Raw genomic sequence first — 21,805 nt, forward strand, 5'->3', positions numbered from 1 at the left:
GTCACGCAATACGTCACGGCGCCCCCTGCCTGAGCCTTCACCGGCCGGGCAGGAGGCGCTTTCGTATGTCTGGATCAGACGCCCTGCGGCTTGGCCTCATGGGCGGCGGCGATCCGGTCAATGCGTGCGGCCAGGTCGAAGTCGGCTTCGGTGAGCCGATGCCCGGCATCGTGTGTCGTGATCCCGAACCGGACGCGGTCCCACCGCAGATCGATATCCGCATGGTGTCCGATCAGCCGCTCGACGTCCGCCACGTGCACGATCATCGCGATGCCACCGTGGTAGCGGATCCCGAACGTGCGGGTGATCTCGTCTCCCTCGCGCTCCCAGCCCGGCAGTGCTGCCAGGCGCTCCGTGATCTCCTCGTCCGTCAACGGCGTCTTGTCCACGGTCAGCTCCCCTCGGTCACCGGTGCCAGGATCTCAGCGAGATCCCGGCCGACCGGGGCATCGTGCCACGGGCGCATCGCCCGCATCAGGGTGCCCAGCTCCCGGCGCATCCGGGCAGAGCGGGTCTCCACGGCGATGGTCGCCACTGTGCGGGCGATCTCGACCGCCTGGTCCGGCTCCCGAGCGGCAGCCGCAGCGGTCGCCTGCCGGGCCATGTATACGCCGCGGTCGCGGCGGGCCGTCTCCGGGACACCGGCCAGCACCTGCGTCCACAGCGATCCGGCTTCCTCGCCGAGCCCCAGACGCCCGTAGCAGGTGGCCCGCTGGACCTCCAGGTACCCCGGCGTGCGGCGGCAGGCGTTGCCCCACGGCAGGTCGTCATCGACCCTGGGGAGGAGCCGGTCGGCCTGGTCGAGCAGCTGGTCCACGGCCCGCCGCTCGCCGGTGAGGCTAGCCCCGTGCGCCTGCTGCTGCATCGCCATGATCCGCACCTTTGGCACCAGCCGATCAGCGTCATCCAGGGCCGCTTCGCACAGGTCCACAACGGCGTGCCCGTCGCCCAGGTCGGTGCGCACCTGCGCCTGGTTCACGAGGGAGTACCCGATCAGGTGCGGGTCCCTGGACCGTATGGCGATCTCCTGTGTCACCCCCCGCCAGAAAGCCGCCCCGTCCAGGTCGCCCGCGTCCTGGTACAGCCACCCGACGAGCGCCGCGTAGGCCGCACCTGCCCGCAGCAGCCCCCGCCGGGTCTCGCCGCGCGCGGACCGCACCAGCTTGTCGATGAGCTGGTACTGGGCGGACACGGTGCCGATCAGGTCGTGGGGGCCGAGGAACATGTCGGCCCGGTAGTGACCTTCCAGTTGCTGCTGGAAGTAGTCGACGAGCGCGGGGTCGACGTGCTGCGGGGCGATCGGGCCCGCGACCAGTGCGGCCGCGGTGACGGAGGTGAAGGCGCGGCGGTTCACCTGTTCCTCTTCGTGGTGCTCGGGCCGGATCCAGCCCGGCGGTGTCGTGAAGCCCAGGTCTTCGGGCCAGCGCCCGAGGGCGTCATGGATGACGACCGCGGTCTCCTCCGCCGGCCAGCCGGGGCGCTCGCCCTCCCAGCGCCGCCAGGTTCTCGCGGACACGGTGAACTGGCGGTCGTCCAGGAGCTGCTGGCCGTGGTCGGTGAGCGCTGCGGCGGCAGCCTCGATGGTGCGCCAGCCTCGGCGGAGCCGGGCGGCTCTCAGCGCGTCGTTGCGGCCCATGCGTTCAGTGTGGGGTGTCATCGTCCGCGCTCCCGGCCATGGCCGCTACGTGGCCACGCATGGCCACCCGGCGACCTATTCCCTACTCGGCGTGCACACACATCATCAGGGTGTGACAGCGGGCCGTGCAGCGGAATGGCTGAGAGCCCACCGATCCAGGGAGCCGGGCGTGGCGATGACGTTGAAGGTCTACGAGGTGAACCGCGACGGGGTCACCCGTGTGATCCGGCCGGAAGCCGAGGTCGTACCGCTTGAGCGGCCGGAGACCACCGACCGGTTCCCCGCCTGCGAGTGCCCCGAGTGCCGCGGCGGTGCGTCGTGAAAACGGCCGCGGAGGACACCGAGTACCGGGCGCTCCTCGGCCACACGATCAGCTGCCCGACCTGCCGCGCCGACAACCCGTGCCCGGCCGCTGCCCGTCTCCGCGCAGCCGTCCGCCAGGCCCGGCGCCACTGATTCCCGCCCGGCCGCGCACTCCCTGGCAGGACCGCGACCAGGCGGGCGGCCCCCAACCAGAAGAAGGAGATCACCATGAGCGTAGGCCAGTTACCCGTCATCGCCCGAGGGCTCATCGCCGACGAGCGGTTCACCAGCTGCCGCACCACCGTCATGGACGCCAACCCCGACATGCCCCAGGACATGGCCGGGCGGATCGTCGAGGAGGCGCTGAAGTTCGTGGCTGCCTGCTCCCGCAACCCCGGCGTCGGCCTGGCCCCCTCGCGGATCGTCGACGAGGGCTGGCACGCCCTGCTGCTGCACACCGCGATGTACGCCGAGCTGTGCGAGGAACTCGGGGGGAACTTCGTGCACCACTTCCCCGGGTACGACCCGACGAACTACGACCCCGCCATCCTGGGCCGGACCCGGCAGGCCATCACCGGCCTGGGGTACGTGCCGGATGCGGAGCTGTGGGGCGACCCGTCCGACGAGACCCTCGCCGTGGTCGCAGCTCGGTGCCAGCACGCCCCGGAGTGCACGATCCGGCCGATGCCGAAGCCGGAGTGGCCGTAGCCTTCTGGGCAGGAGGTGCCTCATGGCGAAGGAATGGATCGACCCGCGGTACGCGGACATGGTGGCCGCGTGGAAGGCCGGGCAGCAGCCGGACTCCCGTGACCCGGAGGAGCCCCGGCCGGTACGGGGATTCCTGATCCCTACGAAACCGGAGGCGTAGCCCGCCCAGCGTCAGTGTCCGCAGCTCAGTACCCCCCAAGGTGCTGCGGGCGACAGGAGCCCCGGCCATCGCGCGGCCGGGGCTCCAACGTTCGCTACCCCACCATCAGGATCCCGCGGCGCATCATCGCCTCCTGGTCCAACGCGTCGAGGATGCTCCGGCGAGAAGCGACCTCGGTGACGTGAGCGTTGTAGTGCAGGTGCCGGTCACCACCATGGTTGTTGACGGTCCGTGTCTCAGTGCGGGCGACTGTGGCTGCGGCCGTGGATCGGACGGTGCGGGCCATGGTGGCGGCTGCGGCGGCGGCCTGCGGGATGGTGTCGCGGACACCGCGGGCGAAGCCAAGCCCGGTGAACCGGCCGAGCGCCTGGAGGACTTGCGACGGCGACTTGATGCGCAGTTCGACCTTGATGGTCTTCTGGATCTTCTTCGCCAGGTCGGCCATCGCCTTCACGATCGACGCTTCCTGCGCCTTCAGCCCCGCCAGGTAGCCCTTCCCGGACATCGCCCCGGCGTCGTACATGACGTCGGCGGCGTTCTGCCCGTAGGCGGCGGCGGCCTTCCCGATCTGCACCTGCGTCGCGTTGATGCTCTTCAGCTGCGCATCGGTCGTCTTGACCAGGGCCGCCGCATACGGTGCGCCCTGGTCCGGGCCCGCGGCGATGAGCTGGCTCAGGAACTCCTTGGACAGGCCGCGCTTGCCGAGCGTCGCGATGTTGGAGGAGAACGCCTGAAGTTGCCCGAGGCGCACCTTGAGCCCGTTGAGGATGCCGTCCGCCCCGAACGGCAGACCGGAGTTGGGCAGCCCGGTAAGGGAGGCGAACGACGAGGCGGACGCGGTGGTCTCCGCGGCGAACGTGTTGGCCTGGGCGATGCGGGCCCGGAGCGCGTCACGCTTCCCCGCCAAGCTCTGGAGGGTCTTGTTCTGGGCGTTCAGGTTCTTGATGAGCCGGTCGTCGAGGGTGGTCTTGACACCCTTGAACGCGTTCTTCACCGCGGTGGCCACGGTGGTCATGGCCTTGTCGATCGCGGACGCCGTACCAGCCAGCGTCTTCAAGAAGTTCGCCCCGACGGAGGCGGCGATTGGCCCGGTGTCGATGCGTTTGCCACCGACCCGGATGATGCCGCCCGTGGCGTACCCGCCACCCCGGCGCAGCCCGGTGCTGATCTGCACACCGCCGACGATGCCGCCGCGGGCGTACCCGCCGATCCGGTTGTAGGCGGCGGAGAGACTGCCGTAGGTCTTCAGTGCGTACCGCATCGACGCGTACACGTTCGCCATCGGGTCGACGGACACCCCGTGCAGGAACGGGCCCGTCTTGCGGTACTTCCCGGCGAACGCCTCGAACGTCGGCCGGATCACCTGCATCAACCCCACCGACGGCGTGCCGTTGATCCAGTTGATGTCATTCCGGTTCACGGCCCTGGGGTTGCCGGACGACTCCTGGTTCATCCTCCGCAACGTCGTGTTGACCAGGCTGAGGGACTGCCCCACCTGCCCCAGCGCCTGCGTCACCACGCCCCGGAAGCGTTCGACGCCGGCGCCCGCGTCGCCCCCCGTACCGCCCTCCAGGTAGCGCATCGGGTCGACGGTCTTGCCGCCCTGCCGGGCCTCCAGGTGCAGGTGCGGGCCCGTCACGTTGCCCGTCGCCCCGACCTTCCCGATCACCTGGCCGCGGGTGACCCCCTCGGTCACCTTCGCCACCATCGCCGACATGTGCGCGTACAGGGACGACAGGCCCCCGCCGTGGGTGATCTCGATGTGCTGCCCATACGGGCCGCTGGAAGCCGCTGTGCGGACCTGGCCGTTGTCGACGGCCCGGATGCTTGCCCCGGTCTTCGCGGGGAAGTCCAGGCCCGTGTGACGGCCGGAGGACCACATCAGGCCCGGCTTGCCGAACGGGGTCCCATACGGGGCGTCGACCGGCTTCAGCCACTGCCCGGTGGACTCAAGGATGTCCTTGCCCCGGATGTAGTCGACGACCCTGTTCAGCAGGCCGATCGGCAGCGCCCCGACGAGACCCGGGTAGGTGTTGGTGTTCTCGCCGAGGGCCTTGCGGATGCCGGACTTGACCGGCTTGAACGCCGCGTCCGCCAGGTTCGCCAACCCGCCCCGGGCAACATCGGCACCCTTCGACAGGACGCTCCCCACCGCGCTGGTGATCCCGTCGAAGATGCCGCCCTCGGCGAAGCCGCGGAACTGGCGGAGGCTGCGCCCCTGCATGGCGGCCTGGTTGACCGCGTGCAGGCGGGCCCGCTCGTAGGGGTCCTGCATGGCCTCGGAGACGTAGACGCCTTCGCCGCGGCGCATGGGGACGAGCTGGTCGTCTCCTTGGCGCCAGGTGCTGTAGCCGGGGAGGATCCCGCCGCGGGCGAAGCCGCGGGGAAGGGGCATCTCCTTCAGCGGCTCGATGCCCGGGATCTTCGCCGCGGTCTTCTCCCAGACCTTGACGATGCCCTGGTTGTAGACCGTCTCGATCCAGAACTTCACCGGGGACTTGACCAGGCCCTTCAGCCCCTCCCAGACCTTCCCCAGCCCCTTCTTCAGGGTCTCGAAGGCGCTGGTCAGCTTGTCCGCGAAACCATCGAAGCCGGTACGGACCAGCGCCCACGCCGCCGACGCCACCTGCTTCACGTCGTCCCACAGGCGCGCCCACGTGCCCGTGACCTTCTCCTTCATCGCCGTGAAGAGCAGGCCCACCTTGTCCCGCAGATCGGTGAACCACTTCAAGGCCCCGCCGATGAGACCCGGGATGCGGCCCTTGCCCCCGAGGAGGTCGCCGTCGAGCCACTTGAACGACTTGGCTATGCCCTCGGTCAGCCACGTGACCGCGTTGATCGCGGGCTGGAACTTCTCCCGCAGCTTCGCCAGGTGCTCGACCAGGCGCACCAGCGCCGGGATGACGAACCCGGCCAGCACCTTCACCGCCAGCTCGGTCATCAGCGTCGACAGGGTGATCAGCGGCGGCATCAACGGCAGCAGCGCCGGGAGGAGTTCCACCAGCACCTGCGTGGTCAGCAGCAGCAGCTGCGGCAGGAGCGGGGCCAGGGCTATGAGGATCTGCCCGATGGAGTCGGCCAGCTGGATGAACGCCGGGATCAGCATGGGCAGGACCGGCATCAGCTGCCGGAGGAGGTTCAGGAACTGGGCGGCGTACTGCTGCGTCAGCTCGCCGATGACGGCGGCCAGGCCCTCGATGATCGGGGTGAGGATCGGGCCGAGCTGTGAGGCGATCTGCGTGATGACCGGGGCCAGGGCGTTGAAGACGTTGGTCAGCATGGTGAAGACCGGGATCACCAGCGGCAGCAGGTCGCCGATGAGCTTGCCCAGTACGGGCAGGACCGGCGACACCGCCTCGACCAGGGCGATGAGCGATCCGGCTGCGGCGACGAGCACGGGGCCGAGGGCCTGGGCGACGGGCATGAGGGCTTCGCCGAGGGTCTTGAACAGGTCGGCCAGGGCGGGCCCGAGGAGCTTCGCGACCTGTGTCACGGCCGGGGCCAGGGCGGCAAGGACCGGCATGAGCGCCTGGAGGGCGTTGCCCAGGGCGCCGGCGAGGAGACCGGCAACCGCATTCAGCGCGGTGAAGATCGACTTCAGGGCGTCCTGTACTTCGGGCAGTGCGGTGACCCGGCGGATCTCCTTGAGCGCCGACCCGATCACGGCGAAGAAGTCCCCGCCGGCTGCTGCCGCGGCGCCCATGACGTTCTTCAGGATCCCGAAGACGTCCGCGATGACCTTCCCGAACGCGACCGCCACATCGAGGGCGGTGTTGATCGCCGCGGTCAGCTTCCCGTTCTCCAGGGACTTGGCCAGGCGGGTCATCACCCGGTCCATGGCCGACCCCGCACCAGCCGTGATCCGGTCCCATGCGGGCTTGGCCGCAATGGTGAGCTGGGACAGGCCCGTCAGGATCTGGCCCGGGATCCTGTTCATGTTGTCCAGGCCGTCACGGACGACGTCGAACGCGGCTTTCAGCTGGCCGGACTTGGCCAGGTTCTCCACCATCGTCAGGGCGTTCTTGCCCATCGTGCCCAGCACCCCGGCCGTACCGGCGAGCCCCTGGCGCAGCACGGGCAGGACGCTGCCGGAGACCTGCCGCAGCCGCTCCCCGAGCCCGGCGAACAGCCGGTCCTGCACATCGAGCTTGAGGGCGGTCCAGGCCGGGGCCAGGTCCCGCAGCACGTTCACGAAGATGCGGGCGTTCGGGCTGATCTTCGCCATGGCTTCGTCGAGCTTCGACGTCTGCGCCGCTGCCGCCGACTGGGCGTCCGCCACCGTGCGGGCCGCGTCCGCAACCGCCCGGTGGGCGTCCTGCACGGCCCGCTGCTGCTGCTCGACCTGAAGCCCCGCCGTGCGGATCCGCTCCTGCGCCTGGACGACCCCCGCAGCACCGGACACCCCCGCCTTGTTCGCCGCCGCGGTATCGACCTGGAGGCGCCTTTGCTGCCGGGCCTGCTCGTCGGCCGACGCCTTCGCCTTCGCCAGGGCCAGGTCCGCCTGCTGGATCTGCAACTGGGTCGCGGCCGGGTCCGAGCGCACCGCGGCAAGGTCCACCTCGGCCTGCTGCACATCGAGGGCGGCCTGCCGCTGGTCCAGCGCCCCCTGCCGCAGACGGCGGTTCATGTCCTCCAGGTCCCGGGCCGCCTCACGCCGCGCGGCAGACAGCTCCTGCTGTGCCTGGCGGGCGGACCGCTGGGCTTCGCTGAGGCCCCTCTCCGCGTCCCTGACGCCCCGCTGGGCGTTGGCGAGGGACCGCTGCGCGTTCTCCACCTGCCGGGTCGCCGTGGCCGCTGCTGCGGCCTCTGCGGCGGTGTCCGCGAACGTCGCCTTGATGGCGTCACCAACACCCGACATGCCGACCTTGATCGCCGCGAACGCCGAGCCGAGGGTGAGGATCGCCGGGGCGGCAAGGGCGGCGAGCGGCCCGAGCTGGGCCAGGGCGGAGCCGAGGGAGGCGATCGTCGGGAGGGTCGTGAGGATCGCCCCGCCGATGAGGAGGATCTTCTTCGGGAGCCTGCCGAGGCCGCCGCCGCTGTCGCCTGCGCTGCTCCCGAGGGATCCGAGGGCGGTGGTGAGGGATCCGACACCGAGAAGCCGGGTGCGGATGTCGATGGTGCGGTCGCGGGTGAGGTAGCGCAGGGCGTTGTTGGCCGTGGCCGTGTCTGCCCTGGCGGTGATGCGGGCGATGCGGGTACGGGCCAGGTTCGCCAGGTCGTTCGCAGCAACACGGGTGTCGGCGTTGGCCCGGACCTGGACGACGCGGCGGCGGATGAGGTTCTGGATTTCGCCGGCGGCGACCCGGGTATCGGTGGTGGCCCGGATGTTCACGGTGCGGTCCGCGGTGAGCTTGTCGAGGGCCCGCTCGACCCGCTTGTACGCGGGGTCGTTGATCTTCGCGACGATGTCGATGTCGGCTGCGCTGTCCCGGGTCAGCTTCCCGAGGGCGAGTTCAGCGGCCCGGGAATCAAGCTTCGCGGTGATCTTGACGGTGCGGTCGGCAACCAGCTTGTTGAGGGCGGATGTTGCCGCCTTGTCGTCGAGCTGGGCTGTGATCTTGACGGTGCGGTCCGCGGTGAGCTTCCGCAGCCGGGTGGTGGCGGCCTTGTCGTCGAGTTCGGCGGTGACCTTCACGGTGCGGTTCTTGGTCAGGTCCCGGAGCCCGGCCCTGGCCCTGGTGGTGTCGAGGTCGAGACCGACCTTGATGCGTGGCCGCATCTTCGCGACGGCGGCGTTCACCTTCCGGGTGATGACCTGCCCGATGACGTCTCCGGCCCGCTCGGCGCCGGGCCGGACGGCCTTGGGGAGTTCCGTGAGGAGCTGCGGCCCGAACTTCCGGACGTCGGGCACCACTGAGACCCGGGTGCGCCCTACGAGGGTCGGTTCCGCCACGGTGCACTCCTTCGATCCCAGCCCCCCACCCCCCATAGAGGGGCACATTCAAAGGCCATAGGCGTGACTATCCTTTGAATGGTACTTCCTAGGTAACCTCGAAGCTATGAACCTAAGGGGAAGGGGTGGTCTGGCGATGGCATCCAAGGCCCGCATCCGCATCCGCAGGACACCACCGGCCGAGCTGGGGCCGATGCTCGCCGCCGCACGGGAGCGCACCGGCCACACACAACGCCGCGTCTCCATCGCCGCCGGCCTCGGCCGCTCCTACGTCTGCCTCATCGAGGGCGGGCACCGCACCCCGTCCCGAGTCGCCGCGGAACGCCTCGCCGACGTCCTCCAACTCACCGACCAGGAACGGAGGGTGCTGTACGCGGCGGCCGTCACCGACGCCGGGTACTCCCACCCCGCCCGCCAAGCCGCCTGAAGGGCCGCCTCGCTACAGTGGCGCAACCGCGATGAAAACGCCGAAGCAAGACCTACAGGGGTGGGTGTCCGTGCAAGTTGACTTGGTGTTCTGCCACTCCGGTCCGCCGGTCGACGGCCTCTTGGACTTTGAGGAAGCTCGCGACCTGGAGGCACTGCCGAGGGTGGGGGACAACGTGCTGTGGACCGACACAGTCACCGTTGAGGGCGTGGAGCGGGAGAGGTACCGGGAGTACGTCGTGCGCGGCGTGGACTGGTCGATGGGGTCCGACACCACAGGCGCAAGCGTTCGGGTGCGCCTCGAATTCGTCGCGTACAGCTGAACACAACGAAGCCCCCACCGGTGGTGGGGGCTTCAATCTCTCAGGGTGCCGCCGTCAGGAGTCGTCGTCAGCGCGCATCGCCTTGGTCAGCTCCTCCTGCATCCGGTAGCTGGGCGAGCGGTGCAGCGCACCCCTGGCCCGGTCGTAACGGCGAGTGGTGCGGGGGTCGGCGTGCCCCAGGGCATCCTGCACGTCGGCGAGGGGAACCTGCTTGCCGAGCATCGTCGTCGCGTAGGAGTGGCGCAACGAGTGGGGCGACAACTGGTCGGCGTGCGGGATGCCCGCAGCCTTCGCGACGCGCCGCAGGGTCCTGAAGGCGGCCGGCTCATCCATAGGCTTCCCGGTGCGGGTCGCGAAGATGAACGCGGCGGAGTCACTCCGGTCACGCCCCTCAAGGCACGCGTCGATCGCCTGGACGGCGAGCGGCACGAGGACGAACCGCTTCTTCTTGTCGCCCTTGGTAAGGAGGTCGATGACCCGGTGCCCCTCGTCTTCCCCCAGCGCCCCGATGGTGGCGCCGAGCACGGACCCGATGCGCCCGGCCGTCGTGGCGAGGGTGACGAGCAGCGCGTAGGTACGCGGACTCTCCGACGTCTTGGCGTAGTTGAGGAGAGCACCGAGCTGCGCGGCCGTCATGCCCCGGGTCGGGGAGTCGTCGGCGGACACCGAGGGGCGGTCCATGCCTGCGAACGGGTTCCGTTCGGCGAGGTCTGCTCGCATGAGGTACTCGTACCAGGCGGATGCGACGGCGAGGCGTCGCCCGCGGGTCGACTTGGCGAGCTGCGAAGCGTGCAGGGCGGTGGCGTACCGGTCGGCGTCGATGCCGCGGGCCCTGGCCGGGTTGGTGCCGGTGGCCGCGCACCATGCGAGCCACCAGGCGGCGTCCTTGGCGTAGGCGGTCTGGCTGTTGGTCGACGGACGGCGCATGAGCCAGGTGTCGGTTGCCTCGATCACGGCCGGGGCCGCGCCGGCGCCGCGAAGAAGCTCGATGAGGGATGCCGGTGAGTTGGCGGGCGGTGTCCCCCTGAGCTTCACGGCCGGTGCCGTGATCGCCTCGGGGTTGAGCCCCGGATCGGGTACAGCAGGCAGAGAATCCATGACTACAGGATAAGGGTCATTATTCTGTATTTCTGGGGTTTCCTAGGAAGCACGATTCCCGAACCGACCGAAGCACCCAAAACGCAGAAAGCGCCCGCCCAATGCCGGGCGGGCGCTCTCAGCTTCACCAGCGGGCGCTGCTCGCCTCCAACGCCTCTTCCTCGGTCAACCGCCTCACCCGACCGAGCCGGTTGATCACGTCAGCCGGGATGCACCACTCGCGGTAGCCCTTCAGGTCTTCCATGATCTCGTAGTCGTCCAGGGCCATCCCGTCCGGCAGGACGACCGCGAGGACGTCGTCACCCTTCGCGCCCTCGTTGGGGCCGACCGGCTCATCCGCCAGGAACACGCCGCACAGGCCCAGCCCGATCAGCATGTAACCGCCGTCGCCATCTCGGAAGCCGTCCCGCAGGATCGCAGCGGCAGCATCCGTCGTGTGGAAGTAGGTGGTCATGTCACTCGCCCCGCAGAGCTTCGGCAGCCAGGTCGATGGCGGCGAAGTAGGCGGCGTGGTCGGTCTCGGCATCCGAGTGCAGCCGGTACCGGCGGCCGGGGTACACCTCGACGTAGTCAACGACGCCGCGCCTGGCCAGCTTCGCCAGCACGGCCCGCACGGTACGGGGCGCGGTGTGGAAGGTGCGCTCATGCACCTGGCGGAAGTCGAGCCACTTCGTCCGGCTCATTCGCAGAGCGGCGACGGTCTCGACTTCCTGGAGAGAGATCAAAGAAGGCACTGGGACTCCTGTCCGGCATGGGGAACCAGACGCCGCACTGCCCAGTGATGAGAACGCCCGTCCTCGTGCGGCGCCTTTCCGCGCCATGCCGTGCCCTGAGCTACGACCAGCGTAACCGGGGGCGACCGGACCGGGAATGACCCAACACGCGAAAAGCGCCCGCCCCCACGATCGGGAACGGGCGCTCTAGTGATTCCTCGCCTACAAGCTGGTGGCCTTCTCCAGCTCCTCGTACAGCCACTCCCTGACCAGCGCACGCGGTTCCGGAGCACCGGACGCCCCCGCAGCCATATCCAGCGCCCCCACCCACGCCTGCGCCAGCGCCACCATGACCGCACCCAGCGTGTCCTGGTCGGCCCCGGCCAGAATCTCGTTCCAGCGCTCCAGCTCACCATCCGCAGCAGCCAGACCCAACGCCGCGGCCCGACGGCGAACATCCGTCACATCGACGTCACCCTCGTTGCCCGTCACGCCGCACCTCCAGCGGCCTGCGCTTGGTCGTAGTCGTAGAAGTTGCCCGCCGCCCGATACGCGTCGACCTCCTCGGAGGTCATGTGCTCGATGTGCTGCGCACCGAACTGGAAACCGAACCGCACCGGGGCCGGCGCTGGCACCTCCGGCGGAGACGCGGGCACATCGTGCCCGGCCAGGTAGGCGTTGAGCTTCCCCGCCCTGATCGCCGCCCGCTGCTCCTCCGGCCCCAGCTTCGCCACCTCCGCCGCGCCCAACTGCGGCACCGGTCGGCCCGTCGCCGGATCGTCCGGCACCGTGTACGGGCGGGCGTGCGACGTCGGCTTGCTCTTGTACGACTCCAGGAGACCGGCATCGTTCGCCGCCACTATCTCCCCCGCAGACATGCGGGCCACATCTTCGGCCGTCAGCTGCTCGCTCATCGCCGCGCCCCCTTCACACCCTTGCGGGCCGCTTCGACGAGCCGCCCAGCCAGAGCCCCGGACTCCCCCGCCGCCTTCGTCTCCTGCTCGCTCATGCCCGCAGCCGCAGCGAGCACCCGCTCGACCGGATGGGCACGATCACCGATACGCGGCGCATCCCGCAGGGCCAGCACCCGAAACACGTGGGCCGTCGCACGGGTCACGAGATCCTGCGGCCGACGCGTCCCCACCTCGAACAGCTCACCGTCCAGAGCGAAGATGTGCTGCGGCGGAGCGTTCGCGATCACGTTCTCCATGCCCAGCTCAACGAACGCCTTCAAGTGGCCCCGCATCGCGTCCTCGCGCCGCACACACACCGCGGCCAGGTCATCCAACGCCGCAACAGCCGCGGCGTACTTCACGGCCAGGGCGGCATCCGACAGCTCCACCATGTCCGCGCGGGCCGCCGCCTCGGCCTCACTCCGGCGGCGGGCCAGGTCTACGGCCTCGGCCTTGGCGAGCTTCCGCTCCGCCGCCTCCTGCCGCAGCTCCGCCAGGCGCTTCAGCCCGTACCGCTCCGCCAGTTGCTGCGCCTCCGCCGCGGCCTCGCCCTCCCGCACCTGCTCTTCGAGGACGTCGATGACGCCCTGCATCTCGGCGATCTCCGCCCGGGTATCGGCCAACTCCCGTTGTGCTTCCGTCAGTTCCGTCGTCACGCTGCACGCTCCGTCTCTGGGGCGACGATCGTCGCCTCGGCCACCAACCAGATCGGGCCGACCTTCCGGCCCTGGAGGCGGCCAGCACGGGCCAGGCGCCTCACATACGACTCGCTGCAACCCAGTTCACGGGCTGCTGCTGCGGTGCTGATCTCCACACTGACCGGCCGTTCAGCAGAAGTTCCGGGCGCGGAACCCTCCTCGGCCTCGGCCTGCTCCGCGGCCAACGCCAACGCCCAAAGCAGGCTGGACGTCGACAACGGAACCGCCCCCCGGTCCGCCTTCAACCGGGCCCCCACATCCCGCAGGAGCACCCGCAGCACCGGGGCCGCCAACTCCGCCGGGACGATCACCGTGCCGTCCTCCCGCAGCAGCCGGCGGGCCGCCTCCCCCACATCAAGCCGCATCCGAACCACCCCCCTCATCCGGCCCGGCACCCACCGTCAGCACCACCCGCGCCGACACCAAGTCCGGCGGCGACCACACGAACCCCGGCACCCCCGGAAACCGGTCCGTCATCGGCACCCGCTGCGCCCGCGGCGTCGACGACCGCAACCACACCGCGATCAGCTCACGGCCCCGCACCGCGACGAACGACGGATCCTCCAGGCGCTGCCGCTCAGCCTGCCCCTCCAGCACTGTCCACCCCAGCCGGCGGGCCAGGGCGGTGACTTCCATGTGCCACTTCAGATCCTTCGGCGACAGCTTCACTGGGCTTCTCCTATCTCTGTCTCCCGCGCGTGTGTGAGCAAATCCGGCCCATGACCGGTCCCTCTCGCGCGGGTGGGGTGCTGACCGGTCAGGGGGGTTGTGGGCGTCTCGCCCATGACTGGGGTCCCTGAAGGACCCGAGTCGTCTGCGGCACCCTCGGAGGGTGTCGGGACCGTGGTCTCCTGACTCATTTCCTTCGAGGAAGTAAGTGGCTGCTTGGGCCGGGCCAGGTGGGCGAGCTTCTGTGCGTGTCGCCGGGCGAGACCGTGCTTGCGTGCTTCGGCGAGTTCAGCCCGCCGCCGTTTGTCGTTGGCGATCTTGCGTCGTGCGGCCTCAACTTTCTCGGCCACGACGTCGTCGGTGTTCATCTGCGTTCCAGGTTCCGGGCGGGGGCTGGGGCGGATGATGGCCTTGCGGGGTGGCCGGGCCCGGTTGCTGCGGGCCCGGCCGTGGTGCGGGTCAGGCGCCGGCGTCCGGCGCCTTGGGGAGGGCGAGGTTGTGGCGGTGGTATTCGCCGTCGGGGTCGTCGGCGAACGCGTTGACGAGGTTGTGGGTGAGCTGGCGGGTGAACTCGTCGAGGTCGCTCCACAGGTCGGTCCAGCCGTCAGCGTGCGAGTAGGTCTTCTCCAGCCACGCTTCGAGGGCCCGCCCGCAGCGACCCTTGTGGGCGACATAGATCGGCGACTGGCGGTGGGGGCCGGGCCTGCCTTCGTCGGCGATGGTGGTGCACCAGGTGGCGATGCCCTGGCCGACGACCTGCTTGCGGCAGGCGTCGCAGATGAAGGCGGGGCAGTTCATGGCTTCCGGGGGGCCGGAGCGGGCGACGTATTCGATCACTGGTTCCTCCTGGTGTGGGTGGGGTGTCGATGTTGTCCGGGTTCGGGTGTCCGCGCTACGGGTTCGGCCGTTTTCGGTGGCGGTCAGGCGGTCGGCTGGGGGAAGAGCATCCGGTAGTCGTTCTCGGCCGACTCCAGTTCCTCTTCGTTGGTGCCGTTCCTCTGCGTGCGAAGCGCTGCGAGGACTTCGTCGAGCCCCGGCGCGGGGTGGATGGCGGAGTCCCACATGCCGAGCAGGGTGTGCGTGTCTACGTCGAGCGTTTCGACCTCGAAGTTGTGCAGGTTCTGCCAGGTGAGGCCAGCCCACCTGAAGCCGCTGTCACCTTCGACGGTGGCCCAGCCGGGCATGAGGGCGAACGTGACTCCGTCGGCGTCACCGAACAGCACCCATACCGGGCGGGGCGCGGGGTGGAAGGCGATGAGGTCGGTCACGGGGACTCCTTGGTGGTTGGTACGGAGAGGGCGAGTGGAGGAGCAGCAGGGGGGTCTTGGGTGCGGTCGGTTGGCTTCTGCGGGCCTTAGCGGGTTCTACGGAGGGTGACGGGATGCGTTGCGGCCGGGCTTGGGTCTGAACCCCTGACTCTCAACCCCTGACACCCCTGACACCCCTGACTGCTAGGCCGGAAAAAAGTCTCGGGTTTTACCGCAACGAAAACCTATAAAACGGACATCAAAAATCGCCTATTGAAAACCAATAGTCACTGGTCAGCGCATTCCTTATGTCCCATTCGAGAGTCCGCCAACAGTCAGGGGTGTCAGGGGTGTCAGGGGTATCGGTCGGGGGTCCAGCCGGACGCTTCGACCGACACCCCCAACAGCTACGTAGGGTGACGTTTCCTAGTTGGCGTTCACGCTGTACCGGCGGCCCACTCGCACGAAGTACCCCTGCTGGAGACCCCAGTCCAGTGCAGCATTCCGCAGACCGCTCCGGCCGCCCTCGCCGCCGATCTCCGCCCACGCCTTGGCGTCCGTCCCACTGGCACTCACGGTCAGGTCCGATGCCGGAAGATCCCCCTTACTCTTCAGCTTGTCCCTCATCCTCGCGGCGATCATCTTCACGATCCGGGGTGTTTCACCGCGGGCCAGCGCGCGAGCTTCTTCGGAGACGCGGGCCCGCCGTGCGGTCTTCGTGTTGTCCTCGGAGTCGGCCTTTCGGTCTTCGGCGGCGGCCCACTCCCGGCAGAGTTCGATTGCCTGTGCGCTCACCTTCGCGAAGGCTTGTGCGACCTCCCAGTCCTCCTCGTTGATGTGGTAGGAGCGCCGTAGGAGCGCCATCCAGGACGCGATGCGGTACTGCACCTGTCCGGCGTGCCCCTTCAGCGGGTCCAGGTCGGCGACACCGGACCGTTCAGCCTCCATCAGCCGCAGGTTCACGGCCATCAGGCGGCACATCGTCATCCGCTTGTACGGGGTGTCAGGGGCGCCGTTCTGCTGCATCAGGAAGTCGATGACCCCTGGCATCTCTCCGGGCGAGTCGGGGCGCTTAGGGATACCGGTGAGGTGCCTCTCGGCCTCCTCCACGGTGAACCCTTCACCGTTCGCCACCCGCAGCCCAGCCTTAGCTACTTCGGCGTCACCGGCCGGCTTGACGATGGGGACGATCGGCATGCGCTGCACCAGGCCGTGCGTGTGACCGAGGGCCTGGCCGATGAACTCGACCTGAAAGTAGGCGTTGACGGCCATCACATACGAGCCTGCGGGGATCGCCGCGCGGCTCTTCTCGCCGGTTGTGTCGTACTTCAGCTCGGCGCCGAAGAACCCGTCCAGGATGATGTTTTCCAGTCCGGCACCGCTGTTCCCGGATCCTTTGGACTTGTCGATGGTGTTGAGCAGCGTGGACCCCTCTCCGTAGTTCATCTCCACCCGGGGGACAAACACGGTCACCGTCTCCGCCTCGGCATCGTCGTCGTCCTTCTGCAGGACGGGCAGACGCTTCTGCATCCGGTCCAGCAGCGCGGAACCGCTGGACGGGTTGAGGCTCAGGTAGCCGAGGTCTACCTTCCCTGCCTGGTTGGCGAAGTCGACCGCTGTGGGCGGCTCCTTCAGCTCGGACGGGATGGGCAGGAGCCGGTTCACGGCGCTGTCCGAGGTGCCGGATCCGGCGGAGGATCGACCCACGGTTGCGGCGATCCCGGTAAGGGGGAAGTTGCCTCGCGCGTCGATGTAGCCGACGAGTCGCGGCCCGGCGATGCACGCCGCCCGGTTGCCGACCTTCAGCAGGAGCCCTTCGGGCTTGACGTTGATCGCATCCGCCTCTTGCTTGATCCACTTGAGGTGTGGGAGTTCCCACAGGTGCTCGGGGATTGAGAGTTCGGTGATGCGTCGGGCCAGCTCGGTTTCCGCCTCCTCATGTGCGTCGCCCGTTCCGCCGTCAGCCTGGTCGAGCTCGGGTTCCGGCTCGACGTGCGGTCGGCACACGATGTGCTGGCAGGGCTGTACCTGTTCGGGGTGGCGTTGGCAGCGGGCTTGCTGGCCGAGGTGTCCGGTGAGCTGGGCGGCGATCGTGGCCGGATCGAATACGGCTGTCATACGAGTTCTCCGATCTGGCGGGGCGACCGCATTCCGGCGTTGAGGCCGTCACGGATGGTGCTCTGCGCTTTGCGTTCGTCGGGGCTGACTCCGGCTTGCGCGGCTGCGGCGGTGATGGCCTGGTGGGCGTCGTCCTGGCTGATGAGCCCGGCGCCGACCAGTTGGCCGATGCTGTACGAGCAGGTGAGGACGGACTCGTGGAGTGCCCCGGGCTGGGCTGACGCCAGGTCGGCGAGTTCCCGTTCCAGGGCCGTCGCGGTGTACCGGCTGAGGTCTTTGGGCGGTTCCGGGGGCGCGACGTACCGGGGGCGCGGGTTGGGGTCGACCCACCGGCCGAGGCGCTCCAGCTCGACGCGCAGCCATCCGGGCAGCGGCGCTATGGTCCGGGAGTCCCCGAGCGCCCGGTAGGTGCCCTTCGGGACGACGGTGCCAGGCAGGGTGATGGACTGGTCGCCGGCCTTGAAGTCGGCCTGCCATCCGAACCCGGCCCGGACGGAGTCGCCGCCGCGCCACTCGTACCCGTTGGCCACCCGAAACCAGGCCTGGAGCCCGCCGGACTTGGTCAGCACGGTCAGGGTGTTGTGCTCGATCCATGGCAGGCACCGGCCGCGGAGTTCGCACAGGGCTGCGAACACGTCGAGGCCGTCGTTGATCCCTGCGGGGTCGATGGTCTCGCCGCGGATGAACACCCCGTCCTGCGGGGGTTCGTGGCCGTGGGCGTCGAGGTCGATGGTGACGATGTTGGAACGCCCGCAGTGGCCGCCCCAGTTGGCGTCGGGGGTTTCCTTGTGCCACTTGCGAATGGTTTGCGGCCTATTCGTGGCTGCGTGCAGCCCGTGGCAGCGTCCGCCGTTGGCGATGCAGAGGCAGTCTCGCGGGTCGTGCGGCACGTAGTCCGGGTTGGGGGTGTTGGTGCCCCGGAGGGTGGGTGAGCAGTGCGTGCAGTTGCCGTAGGGCTTGTTGTCGTCAGGCCGGTAAGGGAACACGTAGACGTCCTGGCGGGCGAACCACAGGGGGATGTCGATGTTCATGCCGCACCGCCGGGGGCGGCGTCGCGCGGGGTGTGGCTGCGGCTCACTGGATGGGTCTCCGTGCTGGTGAGTGCCGTGATGGCGTCTGCGGCCATCCGGTCGACGTCGTCGGTGTAGAGGCGTTGCACGAGCCGCACGGCGCGGGGGCTGGGCTGTTCGGCCAGGTGCGCGCGGATGCTGTCGCGGACGATCAGACAGCGGGCGCGTTCCTTGACGAGCTGGAGGTGCTGGGCGCCTTGCTGCTCGGTTTCGTCGAGGTCGACGGGGGTGTTGACCGGCCATTGGCCGTTGGGGTGGTTCATGTGGGTTTCCGTTCGCGAGTGCTGCGAGACGGGGCGGGGGCTCATCGGCGTCTCGCGAAAGGGGTGGGGCAGGGGCCCGGCCCCGGGTGTGCAGGCCGGGCCGGGGCACGTCAGTGGTTCTCGTGCTGGGCGATGCCGAGCCGGTACCGGAGCAGCTCCAGCTCCTTCAGGAGCCGGTCGATGGAGTCGCCGAGGAACCCGTCGATGACGGTGTCCTCATCGATCGGCGCCGCGTTCATCAGGACCTCATGGATGAGCGGCAGGTCGTCGGGCTCCAGGTAGGTGCCGGAGGTGCCGAGCGCGTCGTGCTCGTGGGCGCGGCGTTCCTCGTTGAGCTTGAGGAAGTAGGCGGTGCAGAGATCCTTGATCGCGGCGCGCTGCTCGTTGTCCGGCAGGCTGAGCCAGGCGTCGAAGACGAGGGTGTCGGCCCAGCTGCTCTTGCCTTCGCGGCGGGCCTTGGAGGTGGCGGCGTCGACGGCGCGGCGGAGCGCTCCGCAGTTGGTGAAGGTGAAGCTGATGCCGTCGAAGTCGGCGGCCTGCTGTGTCACCATGGGTGTAGTCCTTTTCGTCGTTGCCCCGGTTGGCTGTGGTAGGTCGCGCCGGGGCTTCGGTGTGTGTGGGCTGGTGGCCCCTGCCTCGCTGGTGTTCGAGCACCTGCGGTTTGGTGGGGGCCGTTTCTATGCGGCCGTGTCGCGCTTCGGCTCGGGCGTGGTGGTGCTGGCCGGTCGTTCTTCGGTGAGCTTCAACAAGAAGACGAGCCTGCGGGCCTGGGCGGGGGTGAGCTTGAACCCGCGCTCCCGGTAGATGTCGAGGAGGGTGATCTGCTTCCGAGGTGGCATCAGGCGACCTGCTCGGCGCGGGTCGCGTCGCCGTTCTCCAGCCAGGCGAGGACATCGCCTCGCCGATACCGGATCCGGCCGCCCTTTCCGGGCGACAGCTTCCGATAGCTGGGGCCAGTACCGCGCCACCTCTTGTCCTTCAGGGTGGACACCGAAAGCTTGGTCAGGCGACTGGTCTCGGCAGGGGTGAGCCACTCATCGAGGGCAACACGAAAGGGTGATTCCATCGAACGTTCCTTTCTTAGGAGTGATCCCTTCGATGTACGGAACTGTACAGCGGAGCGCATCCCCGGGCAAGCAGGGGGGAGTTGGCGAGAGGGAGACGGGATGCAATACTCCTAAGATGGGAACCTCGAATGACGCCCCCAAAGGCAACAGGCGCGCAAACGAAATCGGCCCGACCGGGCGTCGCGTCGCGGAGAACCTGGCCAGCATCAGGAAGGCTCGTGGCTGGCCGATGCCCCGCCTGCGCGAGGAGATGGCGGCGCTAGGGCGCCACCTGCCCGCCACAGGCGTCATCAAGACCGAGTCAGGCGAACGCCGCGTGGACGTCGATGACTTGGTCGCCTTCGCCGTGGCGCTGAACGTCTCACCGTTGACGCTCCTGCTGCCCGACTCATGGGGAGAGGACAAGGTCTGGCTTGCGGAGCGCCGCCGCGTGGAGTCGCGGACTGCATGGCTCTGGGGTCAAGGGCTCACGCCAGCCGAGGACCCGCCTGCGGCAGTCGAGGATGAGTCCGTTGAGACGGCCCAGCAGCGAGGGCGCGACTACTACAAGACCGAAGAGGAGTTCCGTGCGCTTGCACTGCCGGCTGAGCAACGTCGCGCTGCGGACCACCCGGCTAACCGAGAAGCCGAGGGACTCGCCAGGATGGTGGAGCGGCTGGTGCAGGTCTCGGGGGTGTCATTCGATGGTGACTCGGCTTCCGTCAAGCGCACCTTGCGGGCCGCGCGCTTGAGGCTCCGGAAGCTGGAGGCCGAGTTGGAGCAGATCGAGATCACGGCCGAGGAACTTGACGACCTCAGCCGCCCGGATCGCTAAGACCACTCGCGCTTGAGGTCCCCGCCGGTTGCCGGCGGGGGCCTCTTGCCATGGGCAGGCGTTTTGGGGCGGCTACGCGCCGCCCTCGGTCGACTCCTCGGGGAAGGGGACGAGCCGGCCGGGGTCGAACCGGTTACCCATGGTGGGATCGTGTGGCATCACGTCGTAGCCAGGCACCAGGGCAAGGACGACCTCCCGCTTGTCCGCCGGGGTCAGCCCCTTCCAGCCCTCGGCCACGTTCCCGGCGAGCAGGGTCCGCAGCACCCGCGGTGCCCGGGACACGAGCAGGGCCCGGGACTCCTTCACCCTGGCCTCGACGATCCGCCGGGCTTCGGTGTACTCGATGAACGTGATCTCGCGGCGGGCCCACATCGCGGCCATCTGCCGCAGCTGGTCTTCGTCCTCGGCCAGGCCGGTGCGGGCGGTGTCGGTGACCTTGGTGTCGGCGAGGGTCCGCAGGCCGGCGAGGACGTCCGGTTGCGCGAGGAGTTCGAGTATCTGCCGCTCGACTTCCCCTTCGGCGAACGATGCCTTCACTGCGATCTTTCCGCAGCCGCCCTCCGGTGTGGCGCACCAGTAGCGGACGGATTGCGGCCCCCGGTTGCCTTGGCCGCCGATGAGCATGAACCGGCACTGGGAGCAGCGGAGAACGCCGGTGAGCCAGCGTTGCAGGGTGAGGTCGACGATCCGGTTGCGGCCCGTCAGGCGGGCGACCACCTGTTCCCAGCGGGCGGGTTCGAGGATCGCCGGCCACACGGCCTTACCAACGACTTCTCCGCGGTGTTCGCGGAGCCCTGCGACGGAGGCTTTCGATACAACGGACCGCACCGACCGGTCTGACCACGGGACACCTGTGGCGGTGGGGATGCTGCGCCGGTTGAGGTCTTTGGCGATCGACGTCAGGGTCTCCCCCACGTTCGGATCGATCCTGGCGTGCTGTTCGGTGGTCCAGCCGTCCCAGTCGCCCAGGATGCGGGCGGCGATCTCCTTCACGACGTCCGCCTCGGCCTGGACCAGGGTGCGGTCCTTGGCGGTGAAGCCGTAGGGGCGGAATCCTCCTCCGCCCGGTTTGCCTTCGGCGGCCAGTTCAAGGTGCTTGCGGGCGACGCGGCGGGCGGTGTCGCGGCTGGACTTGTTGGCGATCGTGCACATGATCCTGGCCATCGAGATTCCGGCGTCGGAGTCGAGGCGGAGGGATCCGGTCACCGAGGCGACAGGGATGTTCGGGGTTCGGCTTTCGACGACGTCAATGAGGTCTTCGAGGTCCCGGGGGTCACGGGCGACGCGGTCGAGGTCGTCGGCGATCAGGCCGTCATTCGCGCCGGAGGTGAGGAGGTCGATGGCCTCGCGGAACCCTGGCCGTACCGTGCGCAGCCCTGTCGACCCGTCGGGGAGCTGGACCTTGCGGCGCTTGAAGGCGCTGGTGTCGTCTTCGACGATGACCTTGGTGACGGTCCAGCCGAGGCGGGCGGCGAGGGCCCGGCCGTCTTCTTCCTGCCGTCCGATGCCTTTGCTGAGCGTCTGTCGGCGTTTGGCCGGGACCACGGTGAGGTGCGGGGTTCCCTCGGTCTCGTCGGCCTCGCCTTCGGGCTTCCGGTAGCTGATGCGGAGGAGGAGGATCGCTCTCTCAGGCGTCATGCTTTGTA

The 21,805-nt window shown here is 69.0% G+C and carries 26 protein-coding genes; 6 read left to right on the forward strand and 20 right to left on the reverse strand.

All coding sequences use genetic code 11. The annotated features are described in order from the left end of the window. Positions 1-74: 74 nt before the first annotated feature. Positions 75-389, reverse strand: a complete 315-nt coding sequence (locus tag AC0682_RS18590; protein WP_478533933.1) for a 4a-hydroxytetrahydrobiopterin dehydratase — start codon at positions 387-389, stop codon at positions 75-77. Positions 390-391: 2 nt separating this feature from the next. Continuing rightward, positions 392-1,636, reverse strand: a complete 1,245-nt coding sequence (locus tag AC0682_RS18595) for a Twin-arginine translocation pathway signal (protein ID WP_478533935.1) — start codon at positions 1,634-1,636, stop codon at positions 392-394. Between the two features lie 169 nt (positions 1,637-1,805). Here AC0682_RS18595 and AC0682_RS18600 point away from each other — a divergent pair, with 169 nt between their 5' ends. The 3 genes from AC0682_RS18600 to AC0682_RS18610 all read left to right on the forward strand — a co-directional run bounded on the left by AC0682_RS18600 (position 1,806) and on the right by AC0682_RS18610 (position 2,807). Then, positions 1,806-1,958: a hypothetical protein gene (locus tag AC0682_RS18600; protein WP_478534073.1), complete on the forward strand. Its 153-nt coding sequence runs from the start codon at positions 1,806-1,808 to the stop codon at positions 1,956-1,958. Positions 1,959-2,167: 209 nt separating this feature from the next. Beyond that, the gene (locus tag AC0682_RS18605; protein ID WP_478533937.1) at positions 2,168-2,647 is read left to right on the forward strand and encodes a glycine-rich domain-containing protein; all 480 of its coding nucleotides are present in this window, start codon (positions 2,168-2,170) and stop codon (positions 2,645-2,647) included. A 22-nt stretch (positions 2,648-2,669) separates the two neighbouring features. Beyond that, on the forward strand, positions 2,670-2,807 hold the full coding sequence (locus AC0682_RS18610; RefSeq protein ID WP_478533938.1) for a hypothetical protein: 138 nt from the start codon (positions 2,670-2,672) through the stop codon (positions 2,805-2,807). A gap of 94 nt (positions 2,808-2,901) precedes the next feature. On the opposite strand, the gene AC0682_RS18615 is transcribed toward AC0682_RS18610, so the two are convergent. Then, positions 2,902-8,700 (reverse strand): peptidoglycan DD-metalloendopeptidase family protein, encoded by a 5,799-nt coding sequence (locus AC0682_RS18615; protein ID WP_478533939.1) that lies wholly within the window; start codon positions 8,698-8,700, stop codon positions 2,902-2,904. Positions 8,701-8,836: 136 nt separating this feature from the next. Here AC0682_RS18615 and AC0682_RS18620 point away from each other — a divergent pair, with 136 nt between their 5' ends. Both AC0682_RS18620 and AC0682_RS18625 read left to right on the forward strand, forming a co-directional pair. Beyond that, a complete protein-coding gene (locus tag AC0682_RS18620) occupies positions 8,837-9,127 on the forward strand; it encodes a helix-turn-helix domain-containing protein (protein ID WP_478533941.1) in 291 nt (96 codons plus the stop codon). 31 nt (positions 9,128-9,158) lie between these two features. Continuing rightward, positions 9,159-9,449 (forward strand): hypothetical protein, encoded by a 291-nt coding sequence (locus tag AC0682_RS18625; RefSeq protein WP_478533943.1) that lies wholly within the window; start codon positions 9,159-9,161, stop codon positions 9,447-9,449. Positions 9,450-9,503: 54 nt separating this feature from the next. On the opposite strand, the gene AC0682_RS18630 is transcribed toward AC0682_RS18625, so the two are convergent. The 16 genes from AC0682_RS18630 to AC0682_RS18705 all read right to left on the reverse strand — a co-directional run bounded on the left by AC0682_RS18630 (position 9,504) and on the right by AC0682_RS18705 (position 19,344). Next, on the reverse strand, positions 9,504-10,547 hold the full coding sequence (locus AC0682_RS18630; protein ID WP_478533945.1) for a tyrosine-type recombinase/integrase: 1,044 nt from the start codon (positions 10,545-10,547) through the stop codon (positions 9,504-9,506). A 124-nt stretch (positions 10,548-10,671) separates the two neighbouring features. After that, positions 10,672-11,001: a hypothetical protein gene (locus AC0682_RS18635; RefSeq protein ID WP_478533947.1), complete on the reverse strand. Its 330-nt coding sequence runs from the start codon at positions 10,999-11,001 to the stop codon at positions 10,672-10,674. Between the two features lies 1 nt (position 11,002). Further along, complete coding sequence (locus AC0682_RS18640) at positions 11,003-11,281, reverse strand: hypothetical protein (RefSeq protein ID WP_478533948.1); 279 nt, start codon at positions 11,279-11,281, stop codon at positions 11,003-11,005. 201 nt (positions 11,282-11,482) lie between these two features. Then, positions 11,483-11,752 (reverse strand): hypothetical protein, encoded by a 270-nt coding sequence (locus AC0682_RS18645; protein WP_478533950.1) that lies wholly within the window; start codon positions 11,750-11,752, stop codon positions 11,483-11,485. Then, entirely contained in the window at positions 11,749-12,174 is a 426-nt protein-coding gene (locus AC0682_RS18650; RefSeq protein WP_478533952.1) for a hypothetical protein, read from the reverse strand. Before AC0682_RS18650 ends, AC0682_RS18645 begins: the two co-directional genes overlap by 4 nt. Further along, a complete protein-coding gene (locus AC0682_RS18655; RefSeq protein WP_478533954.1) occupies positions 12,171-12,869 on the reverse strand; it encodes a hypothetical protein in 699 nt (232 codons plus the stop codon). Before AC0682_RS18655 ends, AC0682_RS18650 begins: the two co-directional genes overlap by 4 nt. After that, a complete protein-coding gene (locus AC0682_RS18660) occupies positions 12,866-13,276 on the reverse strand; it encodes a helix-turn-helix domain-containing protein (RefSeq protein ID WP_478533955.1) in 411 nt (136 codons plus the stop codon). Before AC0682_RS18660 ends, AC0682_RS18655 begins: the two co-directional genes overlap by 4 nt. Further along, complete coding sequence (locus tag AC0682_RS18665) at positions 13,266-13,580, reverse strand: hypothetical protein (protein WP_478533957.1); 315 nt, start codon at positions 13,578-13,580, stop codon at positions 13,266-13,268. The genes AC0682_RS18660 and AC0682_RS18665 overlap by 11 nt, the downstream gene beginning before the upstream one ends. A 459-nt stretch (positions 13,581-14,039) precedes the next feature. After that, the gene (locus AC0682_RS18670; RefSeq protein ID WP_478533959.1) at positions 14,040-14,417 is read right to left on the reverse strand and encodes a hypothetical protein; all 378 of its coding nucleotides are present in this window, start codon (positions 14,415-14,417) and stop codon (positions 14,040-14,042) included. 83 nt (positions 14,418-14,500) lie between these two features. Further along, the gene (locus tag AC0682_RS18675; protein ID WP_478533961.1) at positions 14,501-14,848 is read right to left on the reverse strand and encodes a hypothetical protein; all 348 of its coding nucleotides are present in this window, start codon (positions 14,846-14,848) and stop codon (positions 14,501-14,503) included. 405 nt (positions 14,849-15,253) lie between these two features. Then, positions 15,254-16,945 carry a hypothetical protein gene (locus tag AC0682_RS18680; RefSeq protein ID WP_478533963.1) on the reverse strand — a complete coding sequence of 564 codons (1,692 nt, stop codon included), beginning with the start codon at positions 16,943-16,945 and terminating at the stop codon, positions 15,254-15,256. Next, positions 16,942-17,976 carry a bifunctional DNA primase/polymerase gene (locus AC0682_RS18685; RefSeq protein ID WP_478533965.1) on the reverse strand — a complete coding sequence of 345 codons (1,035 nt, stop codon included), beginning with the start codon at positions 17,974-17,976 and terminating at the stop codon, positions 16,942-16,944. Before AC0682_RS18685 ends, AC0682_RS18680 begins: the two co-directional genes overlap by 4 nt. Next, entirely contained in the window at positions 17,973-18,278 is a 306-nt protein-coding gene (locus AC0682_RS18690) for a hypothetical protein (RefSeq protein ID WP_478533967.1), read from the reverse strand. Before AC0682_RS18690 ends, AC0682_RS18685 begins: the two co-directional genes overlap by 4 nt. A 110-nt stretch (positions 18,279-18,388) precedes the next feature. Then, positions 18,389-18,829 (reverse strand): hypothetical protein, encoded by a 441-nt coding sequence (locus AC0682_RS18695; RefSeq protein WP_478533969.1) that lies wholly within the window; start codon positions 18,827-18,829, stop codon positions 18,389-18,391. Positions 18,830-18,955: 126 nt separating this feature from the next. Continuing rightward, positions 18,956-19,117: a hypothetical protein gene (locus AC0682_RS18700; protein WP_478533971.1), complete on the reverse strand. Its 162-nt coding sequence runs from the start codon at positions 19,115-19,117 to the stop codon at positions 18,956-18,958. Continuing rightward, positions 19,117-19,344 (reverse strand): helix-turn-helix transcriptional regulator, encoded by a 228-nt coding sequence (locus AC0682_RS18705; protein ID WP_478533973.1) that lies wholly within the window; start codon positions 19,342-19,344, stop codon positions 19,117-19,119. Before AC0682_RS18705 ends, AC0682_RS18700 begins: the two co-directional genes overlap by 1 nt. Before the next feature lie 116 nt (positions 19,345-19,460). Between AC0682_RS18705 and AC0682_RS18710 the strand changes: the two genes are divergently transcribed. Further along, entirely contained in the window at positions 19,461-20,159 is a 699-nt protein-coding gene (locus AC0682_RS18710; RefSeq protein WP_478533975.1) for a hypothetical protein, read from the forward strand. A gap of 72 nt (positions 20,160-20,231) precedes the next feature. Here AC0682_RS18710 and AC0682_RS18715 read toward each other — a convergent pair whose 3' ends face one another. Beyond that, complete coding sequence (locus AC0682_RS18715; protein WP_478533977.1) at positions 20,232-21,797, reverse strand: recombinase family protein; 1,566 nt, start codon at positions 21,795-21,797, stop codon at positions 20,232-20,234. Positions 21,798-21,805: the final 8 nt, after the last annotated feature.

It is taken from the genome of Streptomyces sp. NPDC043746, from assembly GCF_056436485.1.